This window comes from Pseudomonas sp. A2 (genome assembly GCF_023100865.1).
In the GTDB taxonomy this organism is placed as follows: Bacteria; Pseudomonadota; Gammaproteobacteria; order Pseudomonadales; family Pseudomonadaceae; genus Aquipseudomonas; species Aquipseudomonas asiatica.
Genome location: NZ_CP039127.1, coordinates 1,857,158 through 1,876,288, shown reverse-complemented (window position 1 = coordinate 1,876,288; position 19,131 = coordinate 1,857,158). Strand labels below are relative to the sequence as shown.

Sequence of the window (19,131 nt, the reverse complement as noted above, 5' to 3'; positions counted from 1 at the left end):
CCCTTTTTCACATCTACACGATCAGTTCAGTGCTGGCTTGTCGCCATTGATCGGAATGCGCTTGGCCTTGGCCTCTTCAGGCACGATGCGCAGCAGGTCGATGCTGAGCAGGCCATTGGCCAGGCCGGCGGCCTTGACTTCGATATGGTCGGCCAGGCGGAACGACAGCTTGAAGGCGCGCTGCGCGATACCCTGATGCAGGTATGTCACTTCAGCAGGGCCATTGTCGCGCTTGCTACCGGTCACGGTCAGGACACCTTTTTCAACCTGCAGGTCGAGGTCCTCTTCCTGGAAACCGGCTGCAGCAACCACGATACGGTAGTGGTCATCGCCATGCTTTTCCACATTGTAGGGCGGGTAGCTGCTACCGGCCTCGTTACGTGCCGCGGATTCGAACAGGTCGTTGAAACGGTCGAAACCAACGGAATGGCGGAACAGTGGAGCGAGAGAGAAAGCGGTAGTCATGGTCATGAACTCCTGAGATTCAGCAAGTAAGTCATTACGCGACCCGACTTCGGCATCGCGTACTCAAGAGATATGGCCGGGGGAAATGCTTTCAAGGGGGAGCAGAAAAAATCTGGATTCCTGCGTTGGGCTTGATGGCCTCTTCGCGGGTAAACCCGCTCCCACAGGGAGCTCACACATTCCAAAACCTGCGCCGAACCTGTGGGAGCGGGTTTACCCGCGAAAGGGCCGGATCAGGCAACACAAGCCTCCAAGGAAACCGCCTCAACCCCCAGCAACCGGCTGATCCGCGCACAGTCATCCTCCCGCCGCAATTCGGCAAACAGCACAACCGCTTCGGGATAACTGCGGGTCAGCATCGCCAGCCACTGCTTCATCCGCCCCGGTGCATAGCGCGGCGACAACTTGGCCTGGGCCTGACGCCAGAACTCGCGAAGCAACGGCAGCAGGTCGTCCCAGCTCATCGGCTGGTACTCCCGCCCGTCACGCGCCGCGGCAATCTGCCGCCCAAGATCGGGGCGCGAAACCAGCCCACGGCCCAGCATGATGTCTTCGGCACCACTGACCTCACGACAGCGCCGCCAGTCGTCCACGGTCCAGATCTCGCCGTTGGCGAACACTGGCACCTTGACCACATCCTGCACCCGCGCCACCCACTCCCAGTGGGCCGGGGGCTTGTAGCCCTCGACCTTCGTCCGCGCATGCACCACCAGGTGCGCCGAACCACCTTCGGCCAGCGCCGTGGCACACTCCAGCGCGCCATCGGGGCTGTCGAAACCCAGGCGCATCTTCGAGGTGACCGGGATATGTGCGGGCACGGCACGGCGCACTTCACGCACGATGGCGTGCAGCAGCTCCGGTTCCTTGAGCAGCACCGCTCCACCGCGCGACTTGTTCACGGTCTTGGCCGGGCAACCGAAGTTCAGGTCTATCACCGGCGCGCCCAACTGGCAGGCCAGCGCGGCGTTTTCCGCCAGGCACACAGGGTCCGACCCCAACAACTGCACGCGCATTGGTACCCCTGCAGCGGTCCGTGCGCCATTGCGCAACTCGGGCGCCAGCTTGTCGAACGAGGAAGGCGGCAGCAGGCGGTCGCACACGCGAATGAACTCGGTGACGCACCAGTCGATACCGCCCACGCGGGTCAGCACGTCGCGCAGGATGTTGTCGACCAGCCCCTCCATGGGGGCCAGGGCAATTTGCATGTCGGGGTCTCGGTGGAAAAAGCCGGCAGTCTAACAAAAATTGCCGGTGTTTCAGGCGCCGATCAGCGCCGGGCCGTAACCGTCGAGGAACTCCGCCGGCATGCGCCTGGGCTTGCCGCTGGACAGCTCGATGCAGGCAAAGGTGGTCTGGGCGCGCAGCAAAGTCACGCCGTCGCGCGGGCGCTTGAGCTGGAAGCGCCGGGTCATGCGCAGGCGCTGGTCCCAGTTGATGATCCAGGTGGCCAGTTGCAACTCGTCATCCTCGTAGGCAGCGGCCAGGTAGTCGATTTCGTGGCGCACCACGGCCATGGCCCGGTCCAGTCGGCGATATTCGGCCAGGTCCAGGCCCAGGCGTTGGGAATGGCGCCAGGCGCAGCGCTCCAGCCAGGTAACGTAGACCGCGTTGTTGGCATGGCCGAGGCCGTCGATATCCTCGCTACCGACTCGCAGGTCGATGACGAAGGGTGTTGCCAGGTCCCAGCTCATGTTCGCTTCCTTGGAGCAAAAGTGGATTTAGCAGGGCCCTGCAGAAAAAAGTCCAGCCCTTGCGGAGGATTTACCGGCCTCATCGCCGGCAAGCCGGCTCCCACAGGGTCTGCGCTGGTTCAAAGGCTTGCGCTGTACCTGTGGGAGCTGGCTTGCCGGCGATGAGGCCAGTACAGGCAACATCATCAGGCACTTTGCCGCGCTGGTGCGCCAGCCCGGGCCAGCAGCTCCAGCACCGCTTCACTCAGGCGCGGGTCGGACAGCACGCGCTGGTGGCCACCCGCCTCCAGCAGCATCAGACGGCTATCGAACCAGGCCTTGTGGATAACCCGGGCCTCATCGGCTGCGACCAAGGCATCATCGGCGGCATGCACCACCAGCCCGGGCAACTCCAACTGGTAACCCGTCACATCCAGCCGCGCAATCTGCATGCCCACATCCCGCTCCACCTGGCGAATGAATGCAGCCCGCGCCCGCGCCGGCAGACCCAGACGATGGGCAAAGCCACGCAGTACGCCCAATAGCCGCGCCGGGGCAGCGATGCTGACCGCTGCCTCGGTACGCAGCCCCATCTGCAAGGCCAGCAATACACTGGCGCCGCCCATGGAATGGCCAATAACCGCGCGCAGCGGCGGCAGCTCGGCGGCAGCTTCCAGCAGCGCTCGGGCAAACAACACCACATTTGCCTGTTCGCCAGGCGAACGGCCATGCCCCGGCCCCTCCAGCGACACCACCGTGTGCCCCGCCTGGACCAAGGTTTCGATCAACGCGGCAAACTGGGTCGGGCGCCCCTCCCAGCCGTGCATCATCAGCACGGTCGGCCCCTTGCCCCAGCGCAAGGCCGACAAGCCGAAGCGCAAAGTGATGCGCTCGGCGCTGGCCAGCACGGGCAACTCCCAATCCCGTGGCGGCAGGTTGCGAGGGGTCATGAAGGCACGGCGCATCTTGCCCGCGACATGCTCGGGGGCCAGGCGGCCCAAGGTGCCATTGACACCACGAATCCAGCTTAGGGTAGTCATCGCCATGCTCCAGGCTCAAAGCACCGCCGATTTGGCGGCGCGCAGAATACGATCGGACAGTTCGCTGGTGCCCAGGGCACGGGCAAGCGCCAGGCCACCAACCATCAGGGCCAGGTCGGCCAATGCCTTGTCGGCGTCCTCGGGGCGGTCGACCATGGCGGCTGTCATCAACTCGATGTGCTCGGCCAGAACCTCGCGGAAGGCCTCTGGCAGGCGCTGCATCTCGCCCAGCGAATTGGGCAGCGGGCAGGCATGCACTTCGGCATCACGGTGCTTGCGCGACAGATAGAAAGCACTGGCCAACGCCCGCCGCCCGGCACCATCGAGGCTGGGGTCGATCTGCGCGAGCAAGGCGCGGCGCTCGCCCAGCAACTGGCGGAACGCTTCGAGCATCAACTCGTCCTTGCTGTCGAAGTGGGCGTAGAAACCACCGACGGTCAGGCCTGCCGCACCCATGACCTGGCTGACGCTGGGCTCGGCCGGGCCGTGCTGGATCAGCGCACTTCGCGCCGCCTCGAGAATGCGCTCGCGGGTTCTGCTCTTCTTGTCGCTCATCAGGCCACTCGCCGATCAAAATATGATGAACGAAATATTATTCGCATAATATTTTTTGGCAAGCAGAATCTGCAGCCGCCTGTCGGTCGCGAAATCTTGAGTAGGGGAGAAAAACAAAAGGCCCATTCAATAATCGAATGAGCCTTCAAAGTCCCGCAAAACGCGGGTAAACGTGGCGTCCCCTAGGGGACTCGAACCCCTGTTACCGCCGTGAAAGGGCGGTGTCCTAGGCCACTAGACGAAGGGGACGTAACCTTCGTGCCGATCCGCTTACGCGAACCGCGGCAGAAATGGTGGAGCTAAGCGGGATCGAACCGCTGACCTCCTGCATGCCATGCAGGCGCTCTCCCAGCTGAGCTATAGCCCCGAAACAAAAGACTCATCAGTAATCGACGAGCCTTTAAAGCCCTGCAAAACGCAGGAAAAGTGGCGTCCCCTAGGGGACTCGAACCCCTGTTACCGCCGTGAAAGGGCGGTGTCCTAGGCCACTAGACGAAGGGGACGTAACCTTCGTGCCGATCCGCTTTCGCGAACCGCGGCAAATTGGTGGAGCTAAGCGGGATCGAACCGCTGACCTCCTGCATGCCATGCAGGCGCTCTCCCAGCTGAGCTATAGCCCCGGATTTCTAGCCTCTCGGCCCAGCGACATCCTGAAACATCGCTTGTGCAAAACTGGCGTCCCCTAGGGGACTCGAACCCCTGTTACCGCCGTGAAAGGGCGGTGTCCTAGGCCACTAGACGAAGGGGACGAACCTTCTTACCTTCAAGACCCGGTTGCTGGACCCGGTCTTGCCCGACAGCCTTGGCTGCCAGGCGGAATTTGGTGGAGCTAAGCGGGATCGAACCGCTGACCTCCTGCATGCCATGCAGGCGCTCTCCCAGCTGAGCTATAGCCCCACAATGTCGCTTTGAACCGAAGCGCTGGCTGGGTGCCTGGCGTTTCGTTTTCGTTCATCGCTGTGGACGGGGCGCATATTAAGATCGGATTGCAGGGCTGTCAAACGAATTTTTCAAAATATTCAAAAAATTTTTCACAGATAACAATCACTTACCGCCCTCCCCTTGCCAAAACTCAACACTGAGCCCCGTGGGAGCGGGTTTACCCGCTCCCACAAGTTCGGCTTATGGCCTCGGGACCACTGTCAGGCGATAGAGGCCAGCAGCTTTTCCCACTCTTTGTTTTCTTTCTTCGACACACCACCCAGCAGGTCCAGGGCCTGGCGCAGGCGGTAGCGGGTCAGGTCCGGGCCAAGGATTTCCATCGCGTCCAGCACCGAAACCGAGCTGGCCTGGCCGGTAATGGCGGCAAACATCAGCGGCATGGCATCACGCAGCTTCAGCTCCAGCGCCTCGACCACCGCCTGGATGCAACCGGTGATGCGCTCTTTTTCCCACTGACGCAGGCTTTCGAGCTTCCACAGGATCAGCTGGATCACCTGGCGTACCTGGTCGGCCGACAGCTTCTTGCTTTCGAACAGCTTGGCGTCCAGCTTCAGCGCGCCTTCGAAGAAGAACCCGCCCAGCGGGGCAACCTGGCTGAAGGTTTCCACCCGGCCTTGCACGTGCGGGGCGATCTTCATCATGTAGTCGCTGTTGAACGCCCACTTCTGCAGGCGCGCGGCGAACTCCTCGACCGGCAGTTCGCGCAGCCACTGGCCGTTCAGCCAGGACAGCTTCTCGATGTCGAAGATCGGGCCGCCCAGCGAGATACGCGACAGGTCGAAGTGCTCGACCATCTCGGCCAGCGAGAACTTCTCGCGCTCGTCCGGCATCGACCAGCCCATGCGGCCCAGGTAGTTGAGCATCGCCTCGGGCATGAAGCCCATGCGCTCGTAGAAAGTCACCGAGGTCGGGTTCTTGCGCTTGGACAGCTTGGACTTGTCCGGGTTACGCAGCAGCGGCATGTAGCACAGCTTGGGCTGTTCCCAGCCGAAGTATTCGTACAGCTTGATCAGCTTGGGTGCCGATGGCAGCCACTCTTCGCCGCGCAGCACGTGGGTGATGCCCATCAGATGGTCGTCGACCACGTTGGCCAGGAAGTACGTCGGCAGGCCGTCGTTCTTCATCAGCACCTGCATGTCCATGCGGTCCCACGGGATTTCGACATCGCCACGCAGCATGTCCGGTACCACGCACACGCCTTCGCTCGGCACTTTCATGCGGATAACGTGCGGCTCGCCAGCGTCCAGGCGGCGCTGCACCTCCTCGGCGCTCAGCAGCAGCGCGCGGCCGTCGTAGCGCGGGGTTTCGCCACGGGCTTGCTGCTCGGCGCGCATCTGCTCCAGCTCTTCGGCGGTGCAGAAGCAGTAGAAGGCATGGCCGGCGTCAACCAGCTCCTTGGCATACCTGGCGTAGATTTCGCCACGCTCGCTCTGCCGGTAAGGGCCGTGCGGGCCGCCGACGTCCGGACCTTCGTTCCATTCGATGCCGAGCCAGCGCAAGGCATCGAAGATCTGCTGCTCCGACTCGCGCGTGGAGCGCAGCTGGTCGGTGTCTTCGATGCGCAGGATGAACTCACCGCCGTGCTGCTTGGCAAAGCAGTAGTTGAACAGGGCGATGTAGGCAGTGCCGACATGGGGGTCGCCGGTAGGCGATGGCGCGATACGCGTGCGTACGGTGGTCATGGAGAGTCTCGAACGAAAGATGAAACAAAGGCGGGATGTTAGCAGGAGGCAGGCATTGGGCTCCAGCAATGGCGCGAACGTCACTTGTCGACTGGCCATGTGCCGCTGTTAAATTTATTTACATTTCTGGAACGATAGTCCTCATGCCTGCCCAACTCAAACGCCGCCTGCTGGTCTTCTTCACCTTGGTGGCCGTCATCGCCCTCGCCTTCCTGGGCCACTGGTACTTCAAGGGCCGCTTCTACGAAAGCACCGACAACGCCTACGTACAGGGCGAGATCACCCGCATTTCCAGCCAGTTGGGCGCACGCATCGACGAGGTGCGGGTCGAGGACAACCAGCACGTCAGGAAAGGCGACCTGCTGGTGCGCCTGGAGGCCGCCGATTTCGAACTGGCCGTGCAACGCGCCCGCGCCGCCCTGGCCACCCGCGAAGCCGAGCAGGTGCAGGCGCAAAGCCGCCTGACCCAGCAAGCCAGCCTGATCGCCGCCGGCCAGGCCCAGGTGGCGGCCAACCAGGCTACATTTGACCGCTCGCGCCTGGACCTGAGCCGTGCCGAGAAGCTGCGCAAACCAGGTTTCGTATCGGAAGAACGGGTCACCACCCTGTCCGCGGACAGCCATGTCGCCGGATCGCAGGTCGACAAGGCCCGTGCCGACCTGCAAAGCCAGCGCCAGCAAGTCAACGCATTGACCGCCGAACTCAAGCGCCTCGACGCGCAGATCGCCAACGCCCGCGCCGACCTGGCACAAGCCGAACTGAACCTGACCCGCTGTGAAATCCGTGCACCGATCAGCGGCAGCATCGGCCAGCGCAACGCGCGCAATGGCCAGGTGGTACAGGCCGGTGCCTACCTGCTGTCGATCGTGCCGGATGAAGACATCTGGGTGCAGGCCAATTTCAAGGAGACCCAAATCGGCCGCATGCAGCCCGGCCAGCGTGCCGAGCTGCTGTTCGACAGCTACCCCGACACACCGATAGAAGGCCGGGTCGACAGCCTTTTCGCCGCCTCCGGCGCGCAGTTCAGCCTGCTACCGCCCGACAACGCCACCGGCAACTTCACCAAGGTGGTGCAGCGCATTCCGGTCAAGCTGACCTTCCGCGCTGACAACCCGCTGCACGGGCGGATCCGCCCTGGCATGTCGGTGACCGCCACCGTCGACCTGCGCAGCGAAAACGAAGGCCACAATGGCCGGTGACCAGTTGCTCAGGCCCACCGCGGAGCCGACCAGGCGGGACTGGATCGCGGTAATGAGCGTGATGCTCGGCGCCTTCATGGCGGTGCTGGACATCCAGATCACCAACTCGTCGCTCAAGGACATCCAGGGCGCACTGTCGGCGACGCTGGAGGAAGGCTCGTGGATTTCCACCTCTTACCTGGTCGCGGAAATCATCATGATCCCGCTCACCGCCTGGCTGGTGCAGCTGCTGTCGGCGCGGCGCCTGGCCGTGTGGGTATCCGGCGGCTTCCTGTTGTCGTCGCTGTTGTGTTCGATGGCCTGGAACCTGGAGAGCATGATCCTGTTCCGCGCCCTGCAAGGTTTTACCGGCGGTGCGCTGATCCCGCTGGCCTTCACCCTGACCCTGATCAAGCTGCCCGAACACCACCGCGCCAAGGGCATGGCCATGTTCGCCATGACCGCCACCTTCGCCCCCTCCATCGGCCCCACCTTGGGCGGCTGGCTGACCGAGAACTGGGGCTGGGAGTACATTTTCTACATCAATATCCCACCGGGCCTGGTGATGATCGCCGGCCTGCTGTACGGGCTGGAAAAGAAGGACGCGCACTGGGAACTGCTGAAAAGCACCGATTACGCCGGCATCGTCACCCTGGGCCTGGGGCTTGGCTGCCTGCAGGTGTTCCTGGAGGAAGGCCACCGCAAGGACTGGCTGGAATCGCAGCTGATCGTCGGCCTGGGCAGCATCGCCCTGGTCAGCCTGATCACCTTCGTCATCCTGCAGTTTTCCAAGCCACACCCGCTGATCAACCTGCGCATCCTCGGCAACCGCAACTTTGGCCTGTCGAGCATCGCCAGCCTTGGCATGGGGGTGGGCTTGTACGGGTCGATCTACCTGCTGCCGCTGTACCTGGCGCAGGTGCAGGGCTACAACGCCTTGCAGATCGGCGAGGTGATCATGTGGATGGGTATCCCGCAGTTGTTCCTGATCCCGTTGGTGCCGCAACTGATGAAAGTGGTGTCGCCCAAGGTGTTGTGTGCCCTGGGGTTCTGCCTGTTCGGCGCCGCCAGTTTCGGCTCGGGGGTGCTCAACCCGGACTTTGCAGGGCCGCAGTTCAACCATATCCAGATCATCCGTGCCATCGGCCAGCCAATGATCATGGTGACCATTTCGCTGATCGCCACGGCGTATATACAGCCGCAGGATGCGGGTTCGGCGTCGAGCCTGTTCAATATCCTGCGTAACCTGGGCGGTGCGATCGGCATTGCGCTGCTGGCCACGCTGCTGGATGCACGGACCAAGGTGTATTTCGATTACCTGAGGGAGGCAGTGGTGCCGAGCAACCCGCAGGTGGCGGAACGGTTGGCGCAACTGGCGGAGCGGCTGGGCAATGACAATGCGGCGCTGGGCAAGTTGAGCGAGATCACTCACCAGCAGGCGTTGATCATGGCCTATAACGATGCGTTCCACTTTGTGGGGATCGGGTTGGCGGTGAGCATGGTGGCGGTGTTGTTGACCCGCAAGTTGCCGGAGGGGCTGAAGGCTGGGGAGGCCCACTGAATGGGTTGTCGCCTGAGCCGGCCTCTTCGCGGGTAAACCCGCTCCCACAGGTACTGCGCAGAGCTCAAGGATTACAACGATCCTGTGGGAGCGGGTTTACCCGCGAAGAGGCCAGTGCAGGCAGTAAAGAAATCAGCTGGTAATCAACCGCTCGCGCAGCTGGGCAATCTCGTCGCGCAATTGCGCCGCGGCCTCGAACTCCAGATCGCGGGCGAACTGCATCATCTTCTCTTCCAGCTGCTTGATGCGCTTGGTGATCTCGCCCGGCGTACGCAGCTCGGCCTCGTAACGGGCACTCTCCTCCGCAGCCTTGGCCATGCCCTTGCGCTTTTTGCTGCGCGCGCCGGGCACGGTGGCGCCTTCCATGATATCGGTGATGTCCTTGACCACACCTTTGGGCACGATGCCATTGGCCAGGTTGAAGGCGATCTGCTTCTCGCGACGACGCTCGGTCTCGTCGATGGCGCGCTGCATGGAACCGGTGATGTTGTCGGCATACAGGATGGCCCGGCCATTGAGGTTACGCGCAGCACGGCCGATGGTCTGGATCAGTGAGCGCTCGGAGCGCAGGAAACCTTCCTTGTCGGCATCGAGGATCGCCACCAGCGACACTTCGGGCATATCCAGGCCCTCACGCAGCAGGTTGATGCCCACCAGCACGTCGAAAGTACCCAGGCGCAGGTCGCGGATGATCTCCACCCGCTCGACGGTGTCGATGTCCGAGTGCAGGTAACGCACCCGCACGTCGTGGTCGGCCAGGTAGTCGGTAAGGTCTTCGGCCATTCGCTTGGTCAGCGTGGTGGCCAGCACCCGCTCGCCCTGTGCCACGCGCTTGCGGATTTCCGACAGCAGGTCATCCACCTGGGTAAGCGCCGGGCGTACTTCCACCTGTGGGTCGACCAGGCCGGTGGGTCGCACCACCTGCTCTACCACGCGCCCGGCGTGCTCGGCCTCATAGGGGCCCGGGGTGGCGGATACGAAGATGGTCTGCGGGCTGACGTCCTCCCACTCGTCGAAACGCATCGGCCGGTTGTCCAGCGCCGAAGGCAGGCGGAAGCCGTATTCGACCAGGGTTTCCTTGCGCGAGCGGTCGCCTTTGTACATGGCGCCGACCTGCGGAACGCTGACGTGGGATTCATCGATCACCAGCAGCGCATCGGGCGGCAGGTAGTCGTACAGGGTGGGCGGCGGCGCCCCGGCCGGGCGCCCGGACAGGTAGCGCGAGTAGTTCTCGATGCCGTTGCAGTAGCCAAGCTCCAGGATCATCTCCAGATCGAAGCGGGTGCGTTGCTCCAGGCGCTGGGCCTCGACCAGCTTGTTGGCCTTCTGTAGGTACTCCAGGCGGTCCTTGAGCTCTTCCTTGATGCCTTCCACCGCCTCCAGCAGGGTTTCCCGCGGGGTGACGTAGTGGCTCTTGGGGTAGAAGGTGAAACGCGGCAGCTTGCGGAAGACCTCGCCGGTCAGTGGGTCGAAGGCGGCGATGTTCTCCACCTCGTCATCGAACAGTTCGATGCGGATGGCCTCGAGGTCCGATTCGGCCGGGAAGATGTCGATCACATCGCCGCGCACGCGGAAGGTGGCGCGGGCAAAGTCCATCTCGTTGCGGGTGTATTGCAGGTCGGCCAGGCGGCGCAGCAGCGCGCGCTGGTCGAGCTTGTCGCCGCGGTCCACGTGCAGGACCATTTTCAGGTAGGTCTCGGGGCTGCCCAGGCCGTAGATGCAAGACACGGTGGTGACGATGATCGCGTCACGCCGCTCCAGCAATGCCTTGGTCGCTGACAGGCGCATCTGCTCGATGTGGTCGTTGATCGAAGCGTCCTTCTCGATGAAGGTGTCGGACGACGGTACGTAGGCTTCAGGCTGGTAGTAGTCGTAGTAGGAAACGAAGTACTCCACCGCATTGTTGGGGAAGAATGCCTTGAATTCGCCATAAAGCTGCGCGGCCAGGGTCTTGTTCGGCGCAAGCACCAGGGTAGGCCGCTGCACCTGCTGAATGACGTTGGCGATGCTGAAGGTCTTGCCCGACCCAGTCACCCCGAGCAGCGTCTGGTGCGACAGCCCCGCCTCGATGCCTTCGACCATCTGGCGGATGGCCTCGGGCTGGTCGCCGGCCGGCTGGAAACGGGTGACGAGCTGGAACTCGGACATGACGGACCTCGCGGTGTTGCAGCAACTGTAAATTTAGCCAGTAGTCTATACCCAAATGCGCCCGCCGGGGGGCGCTTTCAAGGCACAGCTGTGAGCGCTTGTTACGGTGGACCCGGCTATTAGACCAATGGTCGAAAAATATTTGCGCAAATGACCTGAAAAGCGATGCCGGACTGTCGCGGTGACCGGTCGGTATCACTATACTGACTCCCCGTTTGTGCACCGCTTCAGTGCATTCGGGCTGGAGCGTGTACGTCCTATCACACTCCAATCAGAGCCAAGGTAACAATGAGCCTGTTTTCCGCTGTCGAGCTGGCACCCCGCGACCCTATTCTGGGCCTCAACGAAGCATTCAACGCCGACCCACGTACCGACAAGGTCAACCTGGGCGTGGGCGTGTATTGCAATGAGGAAGGCCGAATTCCGCTGCTGCGCGCCGTGATCGAAGCCGAGACCCAGCGTGCCGCCCAGCACGCCTCGCGCGGCTACCTGCCGATCGACGGTATCGCCACCTACGACCAGGCTGTACAAAAGCTGCTGTTCGGCGCCGAGTCGCCACTGCTGGCCGCTGGCCGCGTGGTTACCGTGCAGGCCGTCGGCGGTACCGGCGCACTGAAGATTGGCGCTGACTTCCTCAAGCGTGTGTCGCCAAACGCCGTGGTTGCCATCAGCGACCCGAGCTGGGAAAACCACCGTGCGCTGTTCGAATCGGCCGGCTTCCCGGTGCAGAACTACCGCTACTACGACGCGCCGACCAACGACGTCAACCGCGCCGGCATGCTCGAAGACCTGAACAACCTGCCGTCCGGCTCGATCGTGGTGCTGCACGCCTGCTGCCACAACCCGACCGGCGTCGACCTGAACCTGGACGACTGGAAAAACGTCCTGGAAGTGGTCAAGGCCAAGGGCCACGTGCCATTCCTCGACATGGCCTACCAGGGCTTCGGTGACGGCATCGCCGAAGACGCCTTCGCCGTGCGCCTGTTCGCCGAGTCGGGCCTGGAGTTCTTCGTGTCCAGCTCGTTCTCCAAGTCGTTCTCGCTGTACGGCGAGCGCGTCGGTGCGCTGTCGATCGTCACCGCCTCCAAGGACGAGAGCACCCGCGTGCTGTCGCAGGTCAAGCGTGTGATCCGCACCACCTACTCCAACCCGCCGACCCACGGTGCAACCATCGTTGCCACCGTGCTGAACAGCGCCGAACTGCGCCAGATGTGGGAAACCGAGCTGGCCGAAATGCGCGAGCGCATCCACGGCATGCGCAAGCAGATGGTTTCGCTGCTGGCCGAATATGGCGCCAACCGCGACTTCAGCTTCGTTGGCCGCCAGGTTGGCATGTTCTCGTACTCGGGCCTGACCGTCGAACAGGTCGCCCGCCTGAAGAACGAGTTCGGCATCTATGCGCTGGACACCGGCCGCATCGCCGTGGCCGCGCTGAACCAGAGCAACATCCACGTAGTGACCAAAGCTATCGTGCAGGTGCTGTAACTCATTGTTTTGCCTAGGGGTGGCTTGACTTCCCCTGGGCAATCAGTAAGATACGCACAGATTCCGCGATAGCTCAGTCGGTAGAGCAAATGACTGTTAATCATTGGGTCCCTGGTTCGAGTCCAGGTCGCGGAGCCAAACATTGAAAACCTCCAGATGCGCAAGCACTGGAGGTTTTTTGTTGCACTTATCCCCTCATGCCAGCGCACGGCTGCTGTATCGTCCGAGATCCCTCGACGAGCACAGGCAAGCATGAAAGCCAACGATTTCACCCAGAACGCTCAGCAAGCGGTAGCAATCGCCGCCAACCAGGCCCTCCTGGCAAGCCGACAAGCAACGTTCGCCGTGGGTGGCTGCATCATTGAAAATGCCACTGGCAAGGTACTGATCGCCCTGCACAACCGCGTGCTGGAGCCCTCTGCCAGCCAGGCGCAACCCGCATTCAGGCTTCACGACCCAACAGGGCATGGTGAGCGCCGGCTGGTCGACTGGTATTTCGACAACCAGCAGCGCCTTGCCCTCCCCCCCACGCATGAACTGACCGTCATCACCACGCTCGACCCCTGCGCCATGTGCGCAGGCGCCTTGCTGACTGCCGGCTTCAATGTTGCCGTAAGTGCGCTCGACACCTTTGCCGGCGTCAATCATGACGGCCGTTTCGAATTCCCCGGCCTGCCGGCCGCACTTCGTCTGCGCGCGCAAGCCACGTGGGGCTACTATGCTGTCGGCAGCCCTTTTGATCGCGACTATGCCGGGCCGCCGCAAGGGCCGGTCTACGCTGGCGAACGCATCGACGCCGCAACGATGTGCCTTACCCGTTCGTTGTTCGAGGCCAGCGTGAACCACGTGCACGACGAAAGCAGCAACGCCGGCCTCCCGCCATCTGCCCTGAAAGACCCGATCACCCTACCCAACCGGAGCCTGGTACGCCAGGCCTTGGCGGGCTTGAGCCCATGGAGCCTGCGCAGCAAAAGTGCAGACCCTCGCCTGCCCGGGATCGAACTGGCCGAGCCATTGGTCGACACAGCTCTCGCGGCAGATACGTGCAATGCCGTAGCCTTGCTGGACCCATTCGGCAATCTGCTGGCCTGCCTGGGCGGTGACGAAACGCGCTCCCCCATTCGCACTGCGTTCATGGAGACCACTCGCAGCTACGCCGCGTTGCGCTGGAACCTGATGAACCATGACGACCCACTGGTCCGCGACGAAGCACACCAGCATCTCACCCACCCCCGTTTCTGCACATTCGTCCTGCTCCGTTTTCCGGACCCGGCCGGCAGCGAGGCGGTCATGACCCTTGGCGCCTATGGCTCCACCATGGAACGGCACACCGCGCCGTCCTTCCCCTCAAGCCTGCAATATGTATTGCTGCCAGCAGCCTGCACTGCCAAGGACGTTGCTCGACTGGCGCAAAATCTGCCGCCGTTCTACACCAGCAACGCGCAGGTCGCGCCTTGCCAGGTACTGGACCCGGACCTGATGCAGGAAGTTACAACCCGGCTGGGGCAGGCTCAGCGCTCCGAGCCTGCTGCCGGATAGGGCAATGTGACCGCACTGCCTTCATCCACCAGGCTCCAGACCAGCAACTTGGCTGACTGCTTCTGACTGGCGTTACGTGACACGCTGTGCACGGTACCCGGGGCTTCGTACCAGTATTCACCGGCCTTGTAGGTTTTCTCCGGCTCGTTATCGAGCTTCGATACCACTGCCCCTTCCAGCACGTAGGCCATCACTGCGCCCGGGTGCTGATGCGCGGGTGACGCCTGGCCGGGGGCGTAGCTGACGGTGAGCATCACGGCGCTCTTGCCGGGGGCGTTCGAGGGTTGTTGCTGCTGCAGGACCTTGACCTGGTCGGCAGCGTCGCCGTGCGCCCAGGCAGGGGTTTGAGCGGCGAACAGGGCAAGAAGGATGATGCTAAAGAGTTTCATGGGGGCTTCTCCTGGATGGCAATTGCCTGCAGGTTAGGCCTGTGGGGCAGAGAGACAAATGACCAATTCGGGGAAAAACCAAGAGGCCGATCAATGCCTGTGCCGTCCTCTTCGCGGGCTTGCCCGCTCCCACAGGTACGGCGCAGCCCCTGAAGCCTCCAGAAAACCCTGTGGGATCGGGCGATCCCGCGAAAAGGCCGGTGCAGGCACCAGAGATCTCAGCTGCTACGCCCGATCGGATAAAACTCACCGTGGCTCCAGACCCCAAGCCACTCTTCCCCGTCGATCTCACGCGGCACCGCCAGCTCTACCAACTGGTAGAACACATTGCGATGAATCAGCGCCTCGAGGTTGCTGCGTATCAGCACATACGGCGATGGCTCCTGCGTGACCGGGTCGATCACCACGCGCAGCGGGTTGGCCGGCCCGGCTTCGACCTGGTCCTCGACATTGCTGGTGAAGCGCAGCACCTGCTGCTCACCCTCACCTTCCACATCCAACGCCACAGCCACGAACGGCGCATCGTCGACGCGGATGCCCACCTTCTCTACCGGGGTAATCAGGAAGTAGTCATCGCCATCGCGGCGGATGATGGTGGAAAACAGCCGCACCATCGGCTTGCGACCGATCGGCGTTCCCAGGTAATACCAGGTGCCATCACGGGCGATGCGCATGTCGATGTCACCGCAGAAGTCCGGGTTCCACAGATGCACCGGCGGCAGGCCCTTGGCCTTGGGAATCTGCGCCAGAAGATCATTGGCCTTGCCGGAATCGCTCATCACGCTTGCCTCATTCACTCACACCCAGAAGGCTACGAGCGTACTCGCGCATCGGCGCGCCAAGCAAATCCTCCGGGGTTCTATCGTGGAACGTCAACAAACCGCCACGGCTCTTGATACGTGCAGTGTCGATCAGGTAGCGGGTGCTGGTTTCGATGAGCATCATCTGCACCACGCCGGTGTCCCAGCCCAGGCGGTCGACCGCTTGTTCGTCATACCACTCGTCGCCATTGCCGATACGGTCGTCGGTGCGCGCGAAGCGGGTGTACAGCACGTAGTCGGCACCCACCGAACGCGCCTGGGCGATGGCCTCTTCCAGGCCCAGTGGCCCTTGGGCGCGCCGTACCAGCGGGAAATATTCGACGAAGCTCTTGTAGGCCTGCTCGGCCACCGCGTTCTGCCGCGGCACCGGTCCCTTGCCCGGAGGCACGAACGCGCCCTGGCCGATGAAGATGAACGAATCGGGCTGCAGGCGGATCGACAGGGTGCGACGGGTATCGCTGTGGTCCAGCAGACCGGCATCGCTCATGTGATAACGGACGCCCTCGCCCATATCGCTGACATTCATGCAACCGCCCAACGCCATCAGCGCCAGCAGCAAAACCAGGCTACGCATCTTTCCTCCAGTGGCCGGCGACGAAAAACCGGCGAATAGCTGGCGGATGCAGCTTTTGCGCCAGCTTCAGCCGCCAATCACCTTCATCACCATCACATCGCCGGAGAACGCCAGGTCCTGCTTGTCTGCCAAGGCCTTTACCAGCAAGCGCTGCAGCGCCGGCAGCGCCTGATGGCGCGGTTTTTCCAGAAGGTCGCCGACGAAATGGCGATTGCCCGACGACAGGCAGCCATGCAGCCAGCCCGTGGAGGACAGGCGCAGCCGCGAGCAGGTGCGGCAGAACGGTACGCTTTCGTTGGCGATCACGCCGAAGTGGCCTTTGCCGGGCACCTGATAACGCAAGGCAGTGGCGTCCAGCGGCGCATCGACCTGAACGTAGGCATGCTTGCCAGCAATCAGTGCGAGCAGCTGGTCGAGGCCGACGAACTGCTGCAGGAAGACGTTTTGGTCACGGGCCAGGTGGCCCATGCGCATGAGCTCGATGAAGCGCAGTTCGAAGCCGCGCTCAAGGCAGTAATCCAGCAGCGGCAGCACCTGATCGAGGTTGTGCCCACGCATCGGCACCATGTTCACCTTGATCTGCATGCCCATGGCGCTGGCCCGCTCCATGCCCGCCAGCACGCTGGCCAGGTCGCCGCCCCGGGCAATACGGCGGAACGCCTGAGGGTCGAGGGTGTCGAGGGAAACGTTCAATCGGCGGATACCTGCCGCCTGCAACTGGGGCAACTTGCGCGCCAGCAACTGGCCATTGGTAGTCATCGAGATATCGTCAAGGTCGAGCTTGGCCACGGCGGCCAGGAAAGCATCCAGGCGCGGACTGACCAATGGCTCACCGCCGGTGATGCGCAAGCGTTCGATGCCGGCGGCTTCGATCAGGTAGGCCACGCCACGAGCCAGGGCCTCCGCCGACAATTCGTCCTGTGCTGCCACCAGGCGCTTGCCGTCTGGCACGCAGTAGGTGCAGGCATAGTTACAGGCAGCCGTCAGGCTGACGCGCAGGTTGCGAAAACGCCTGCCTTGACGATCGACGATCATGAATGACTCCGGCATGGATGATGGGGGCTGGCAAAACCTGACTCATAAATCAGGTTTTTGCAAGCCCTGCACATCGCCGAAATAGGTAGGAGCAGCCTTGTGCTGCGAAAGGGCCAGTACAGCCCTGCAGATGTGTGCTGGCTGTACCGGCCCTTTCGCAGCACAAGGCTGCTCCTACAGGTACTGCGTATTGCCTGAACGCGGATGCTTCAGTTCGAAGGTTCCGGGTCGCGCTTGCGCTTGTTGCCCATGCGCACGCCAATGTCCATCAGGAACTGGAAGAAGCCTTCCTGGTCCTCCAGCACATTGCTCCAGAACGGCGAGTGGTAAAGCGCCACGGCGCCGTGCACCAGCGCCCAGGCGGCGCAATAGTGGAAATACGGCGGCACGTCTTCGAGCTTGCCTTCGCTGATACGGCCCTTGATCAGCTGGGTCAGGCGGTCGAAGTTGGAGGCACGGATGCTGTGCAGCTGTTCGACCATTTCCGGTACCTGGTTGCCCTTGACCACCTTTTCTTCCAGGCGGTCGAACAGCCGGTAACGCTGCGGATCGCGCATGCGGAACTCGAAGTAGGCTCGCGACAGGGCTTCCTTGTCGCGATCGACGTCGGCCGAATGCAACAGCGCGTTCAGGTCGCGCTCGTAGTCGAGCATCAGGCGCAGGTAGATCTCCGCCTTGGACTTGAAGTGCTTGTAGATCGTGCCTTTGCCGATGCCCACGGCGTCGGCGATCATCTCGACGGTGACGCTGTCTTCTCCCTGTTCGAGAAAAAGCTTGAGCGCGGTGTCGAGGATTTCCTGTTCGCGACGGCGAAACTCACGGACCTTACGAGGTTCTTTCTGCATAGGAAGGACTGGATGACAATCGAAGCGGTTTATTATGCCTAACTTGCAAGAAATTGCACGGATCATCCAAGCATGTCTGTGTTTCACGATGCTTATGGCCATGCGCTGCGGGAGGAATGAAACGTGGGCGTATTCCAAATTTGTTTAAAAATCGATCAATATGCACTGGCACTGCGCCAAAGCTGACTAATACTTGAAGTGTTGGCGCGGCGCATCCCCCCCAAGTGGCGCGCCGATAAAGGTGCTCAGGGACCGCGTACCTTTGTTTTACTCCTAATGGTCTTAACCCGGATTCCCCCCCCAGAACCCGGGTTTTTTTTGGGTGTTTCGAGGGGGGGCGTTGGGGGCATTTTTGGGATTACGTGTGGGCTGCTAGGTGCCCTCACCCGCAACCCTTCGAGTCAGGCCACCCGCGCCAACGGGAACAAACGCTTGAAGTTGGCAGTGGTCTGTTCGGCCAACTGCTCATAACTGGCCCCGCGCAACGAAGCCACGTACTCCGCCACCTCACGCACATACTGCGGCAAATTCGGCTTGCCGCGATACGGAATCGGCGCCAGGTACGGCGAATCCGTTTCCACCAGCAAACGATCGACCGGCACCTGCCGCGCCACTTCACGCAGGGCATCGGCATTGCGGAAGGTAACGATGCCAGACAACGAAATGTAATACCCCAGGTCCAGCGCCGCCTTGGCCATGTCCCAGTCTTCGGTGAAGCAGTGCAGCACGCCGGCCTGCGGCAGATTGGCCTCGCGCAGCAGCGCCAGGGTATCGGCACGCGCCGCACGGGTATGCACGATCACCGGTTTGCCGGTCTGCCGCGAGGCCTCCAGGTGCAGGCGGAACGAGGCTTGCTGCAACTCGGCTGCTTCCGGCTCGTAGTGGTAATCCAGCCCGGTTTCTCCAATCGCCACCACATGTGGGTGAGCCAGTTCGCGCAGCAGCCATTCCAGCGCCGGCGTTTCGCCCGGCGCCAGGTCCAGCGGGTGCACGCCCACCGAGCAATCGACATCGGTGTAACGCTCGCTCAGCGCCTTCACCGCACCAGCATTCTCGGCACTGACGCCAATACACAGGAAATGCCCGACCCCGCGCTCACGCGCCGCCTGCAGGGCAGCATCGAGGGAGCCCTGGTGGGCGCTCAGGTCTAGACGGTCGAGATGGCAATGGGAATCTACGAGCATGGGATAACGGCACACATG

General features: G+C 62.4%; 17 protein-coding genes and 7 tRNA genes. 5 read left to right on the top strand and 19 right to left on the bottom strand.

Translation table 11 applies throughout. The annotated features are described in order from the left end of the window. Positions 1 to 21 precede the first annotated feature (21 nt). From E5221_RS08795 to gltX, 12 genes are all read right to left on the bottom strand, one after another. Positions 22 to 465, bottom strand: a complete 444-nt coding sequence (locus tag E5221_RS08795) for an Hsp20 family protein (RefSeq protein WP_061552349.1) — start codon at positions 463 to 465, stop codon at positions 22 to 24. 233 nt (positions 466 to 698) lie between these two features. After that, positions 699 to 1,670: a tRNA-dihydrouridine synthase gene (locus E5221_RS08790; protein WP_247847137.1), complete on the bottom strand. Its 972-nt coding sequence runs from the start codon at positions 1,668 to 1,670 to the stop codon at positions 699 to 701. Positions 1,671 to 1,721: 51 nt separating this feature from the next. Beyond that, the gene (locus E5221_RS08785; protein ID WP_003260275.1) at positions 1,722 to 2,156 is read right to left on the bottom strand and encodes a thioesterase family protein; all 435 of its coding nucleotides are present in this window, start codon (positions 2,154 to 2,156) and stop codon (positions 1,722 to 1,724) included. Between the two features lie 185 nt (positions 2,157 to 2,341). Continuing rightward, a complete protein-coding gene (locus E5221_RS08780; RefSeq protein ID WP_003260276.1) occupies positions 2,342 to 3,175 on the bottom strand; it encodes an alpha/beta fold hydrolase in 834 nt (277 codons plus the stop codon). A gap of 15 nt (positions 3,176 to 3,190) precedes the next feature. Beyond that, positions 3,191 to 3,730, bottom strand: coding sequence for a TetR/AcrR family transcriptional regulator (locus E5221_RS08775; RefSeq protein WP_039615373.1), 540 nt, complete (start codon positions 3,728 to 3,730; stop codon positions 3,191 to 3,193). A gap of 173 nt (positions 3,731 to 3,903) precedes the next feature. Beyond that, positions 3,904 to 3,979 (bottom strand) — tRNA-Glu (locus tag E5221_RS08770). Between the two features lie 42 nt (positions 3,980 to 4,021). Further along, positions 4,022 to 4,097, bottom strand: a tRNA-Ala gene (locus E5221_RS08765). Between the two features lie 60 nt (positions 4,098 to 4,157). Then, a tRNA-Glu gene (locus tag E5221_RS08760) sits at positions 4,158 to 4,233 on the bottom strand. 41 nt (positions 4,234 to 4,274) lie between these two features. Next, positions 4,275 to 4,350 (bottom strand) — tRNA-Ala (locus E5221_RS08755). A 53-nt stretch (positions 4,351 to 4,403) separates the two neighbouring features. Next, positions 4,404 to 4,479 (bottom strand) — tRNA-Glu (locus E5221_RS08750). Between the two features lie 72 nt (positions 4,480 to 4,551). Beyond that, positions 4,552 to 4,627 (bottom strand) — tRNA-Ala (locus E5221_RS08745). A gap of 245 nt (positions 4,628 to 4,872) precedes the next feature. Further along, positions 4,873 to 6,354 (bottom strand): glutamate--tRNA ligase, encoded by a 1,482-nt coding sequence (gltX, locus tag E5221_RS08740; RefSeq protein WP_025338230.1) that lies wholly within the window; start codon positions 6,352 to 6,354, stop codon positions 4,873 to 4,875. A 143-nt stretch (positions 6,355 to 6,497) separates the two neighbouring features. Here gltX and E5221_RS08735 point away from each other — a divergent pair, with 143 nt between their 5' ends. Both E5221_RS08735 and E5221_RS08730 read left to right on the top strand, forming a co-directional pair. Then, positions 6,498 to 7,553 (top strand): HlyD family secretion protein, encoded by a 1,056-nt coding sequence (locus tag E5221_RS08735; RefSeq protein ID WP_247847135.1) that lies wholly within the window; start codon positions 6,498 to 6,500, stop codon positions 7,551 to 7,553. Continuing rightward, positions 7,543 to 9,093 (top strand): MDR family MFS transporter, encoded by a 1,551-nt coding sequence (locus E5221_RS08730; RefSeq protein ID WP_061552352.1) that lies wholly within the window; start codon positions 7,543 to 7,545, stop codon positions 9,091 to 9,093. The genes E5221_RS08735 and E5221_RS08730 overlap by 11 nt, the downstream gene beginning before the upstream one ends. Positions 9,094 to 9,225: 132 nt before the next feature. Here the strand turns inward: E5221_RS08730 and uvrB are convergent, their stop codons facing one another. Next, positions 9,226 to 11,241, bottom strand: a complete 2,016-nt coding sequence (uvrB, locus tag E5221_RS08725) for an excinuclease ABC subunit UvrB (protein WP_039615454.1) — start codon at positions 11,239 to 11,241, stop codon at positions 9,226 to 9,228. A 288-nt stretch (positions 11,242 to 11,529) separates the two neighbouring features. On the opposite strand from uvrB, the gene E5221_RS08720 reads away from it, so the two are divergent. The 3 genes from E5221_RS08720 (at position 11,530) to E5221_RS08710 (ending at position 14,265) form a co-directional block, all read left to right on the top strand. Next, on the top strand, positions 11,530 to 12,726 hold the full coding sequence (locus E5221_RS08720; RefSeq protein ID WP_013971589.1) for an amino acid aminotransferase: 1,197 nt from the start codon (positions 11,530 to 11,532) through the stop codon (positions 12,724 to 12,726). A 62-nt stretch (positions 12,727 to 12,788) separates the two neighbouring features. Then, positions 12,789 to 12,864 (top strand) — tRNA-Asn (locus E5221_RS08715). 114 nt (positions 12,865 to 12,978) lie between these two features. Then, entirely contained in the window at positions 12,979 to 14,265 is a 1,287-nt protein-coding gene (locus tag E5221_RS08710) for a nucleoside deaminase (protein ID WP_247847134.1), read from the top strand. On the opposite strand, the gene E5221_RS08705 is transcribed toward E5221_RS08710, so the two are convergent. The 6 genes from E5221_RS08705 to E5221_RS08680 form a co-directional block, all read right to left on the bottom strand. After that, positions 14,238 to 14,654 (bottom strand): cupin domain-containing protein, encoded by a 417-nt coding sequence (locus E5221_RS08705; protein WP_061302922.1) that lies wholly within the window; start codon positions 14,652 to 14,654, stop codon positions 14,238 to 14,240. The genes E5221_RS08710 and E5221_RS08705 overlap by 28 nt on opposite strands. Before the next feature lie 218 nt (positions 14,655 to 14,872). Beyond that, positions 14,873 to 15,433 (bottom strand): DUF1285 domain-containing protein, encoded by a 561-nt coding sequence (locus E5221_RS08700; protein ID WP_039615451.1) that lies wholly within the window; start codon positions 15,431 to 15,433, stop codon positions 14,873 to 14,875. Positions 15,434 to 15,443: 10 nt separating this feature from the next. After that, positions 15,444 to 16,049: a DUF4823 domain-containing protein gene (locus tag E5221_RS08695; RefSeq protein ID WP_247847132.1), complete on the bottom strand. Its 606-nt coding sequence runs from the start codon at positions 16,047 to 16,049 to the stop codon at positions 15,444 to 15,446. Between the two features lie 66 nt (positions 16,050 to 16,115). Then, positions 16,116 to 17,084, bottom strand: coding sequence for a radical SAM protein (locus tag E5221_RS08690; RefSeq protein ID WP_061552355.1), 969 nt, complete (start codon positions 17,082 to 17,084; stop codon positions 16,116 to 16,118). 209 nt (positions 17,085 to 17,293) lie between these two features. Beyond that, a complete protein-coding gene (locus E5221_RS08685; RefSeq protein ID WP_003260720.1) occupies positions 17,294 to 17,929 on the bottom strand; it encodes a TetR/AcrR family transcriptional regulator in 636 nt (211 codons plus the stop codon). Positions 17,930 to 18,330: 401 nt separating this feature from the next. Continuing rightward, positions 18,331 to 19,113, bottom strand: coding sequence for a TatD family hydrolase (locus E5221_RS08680; RefSeq protein WP_061552356.1), 783 nt, complete (start codon positions 19,111 to 19,113; stop codon positions 18,331 to 18,333). Positions 19,114 to 19,131: the final 18 nt, after the last annotated feature.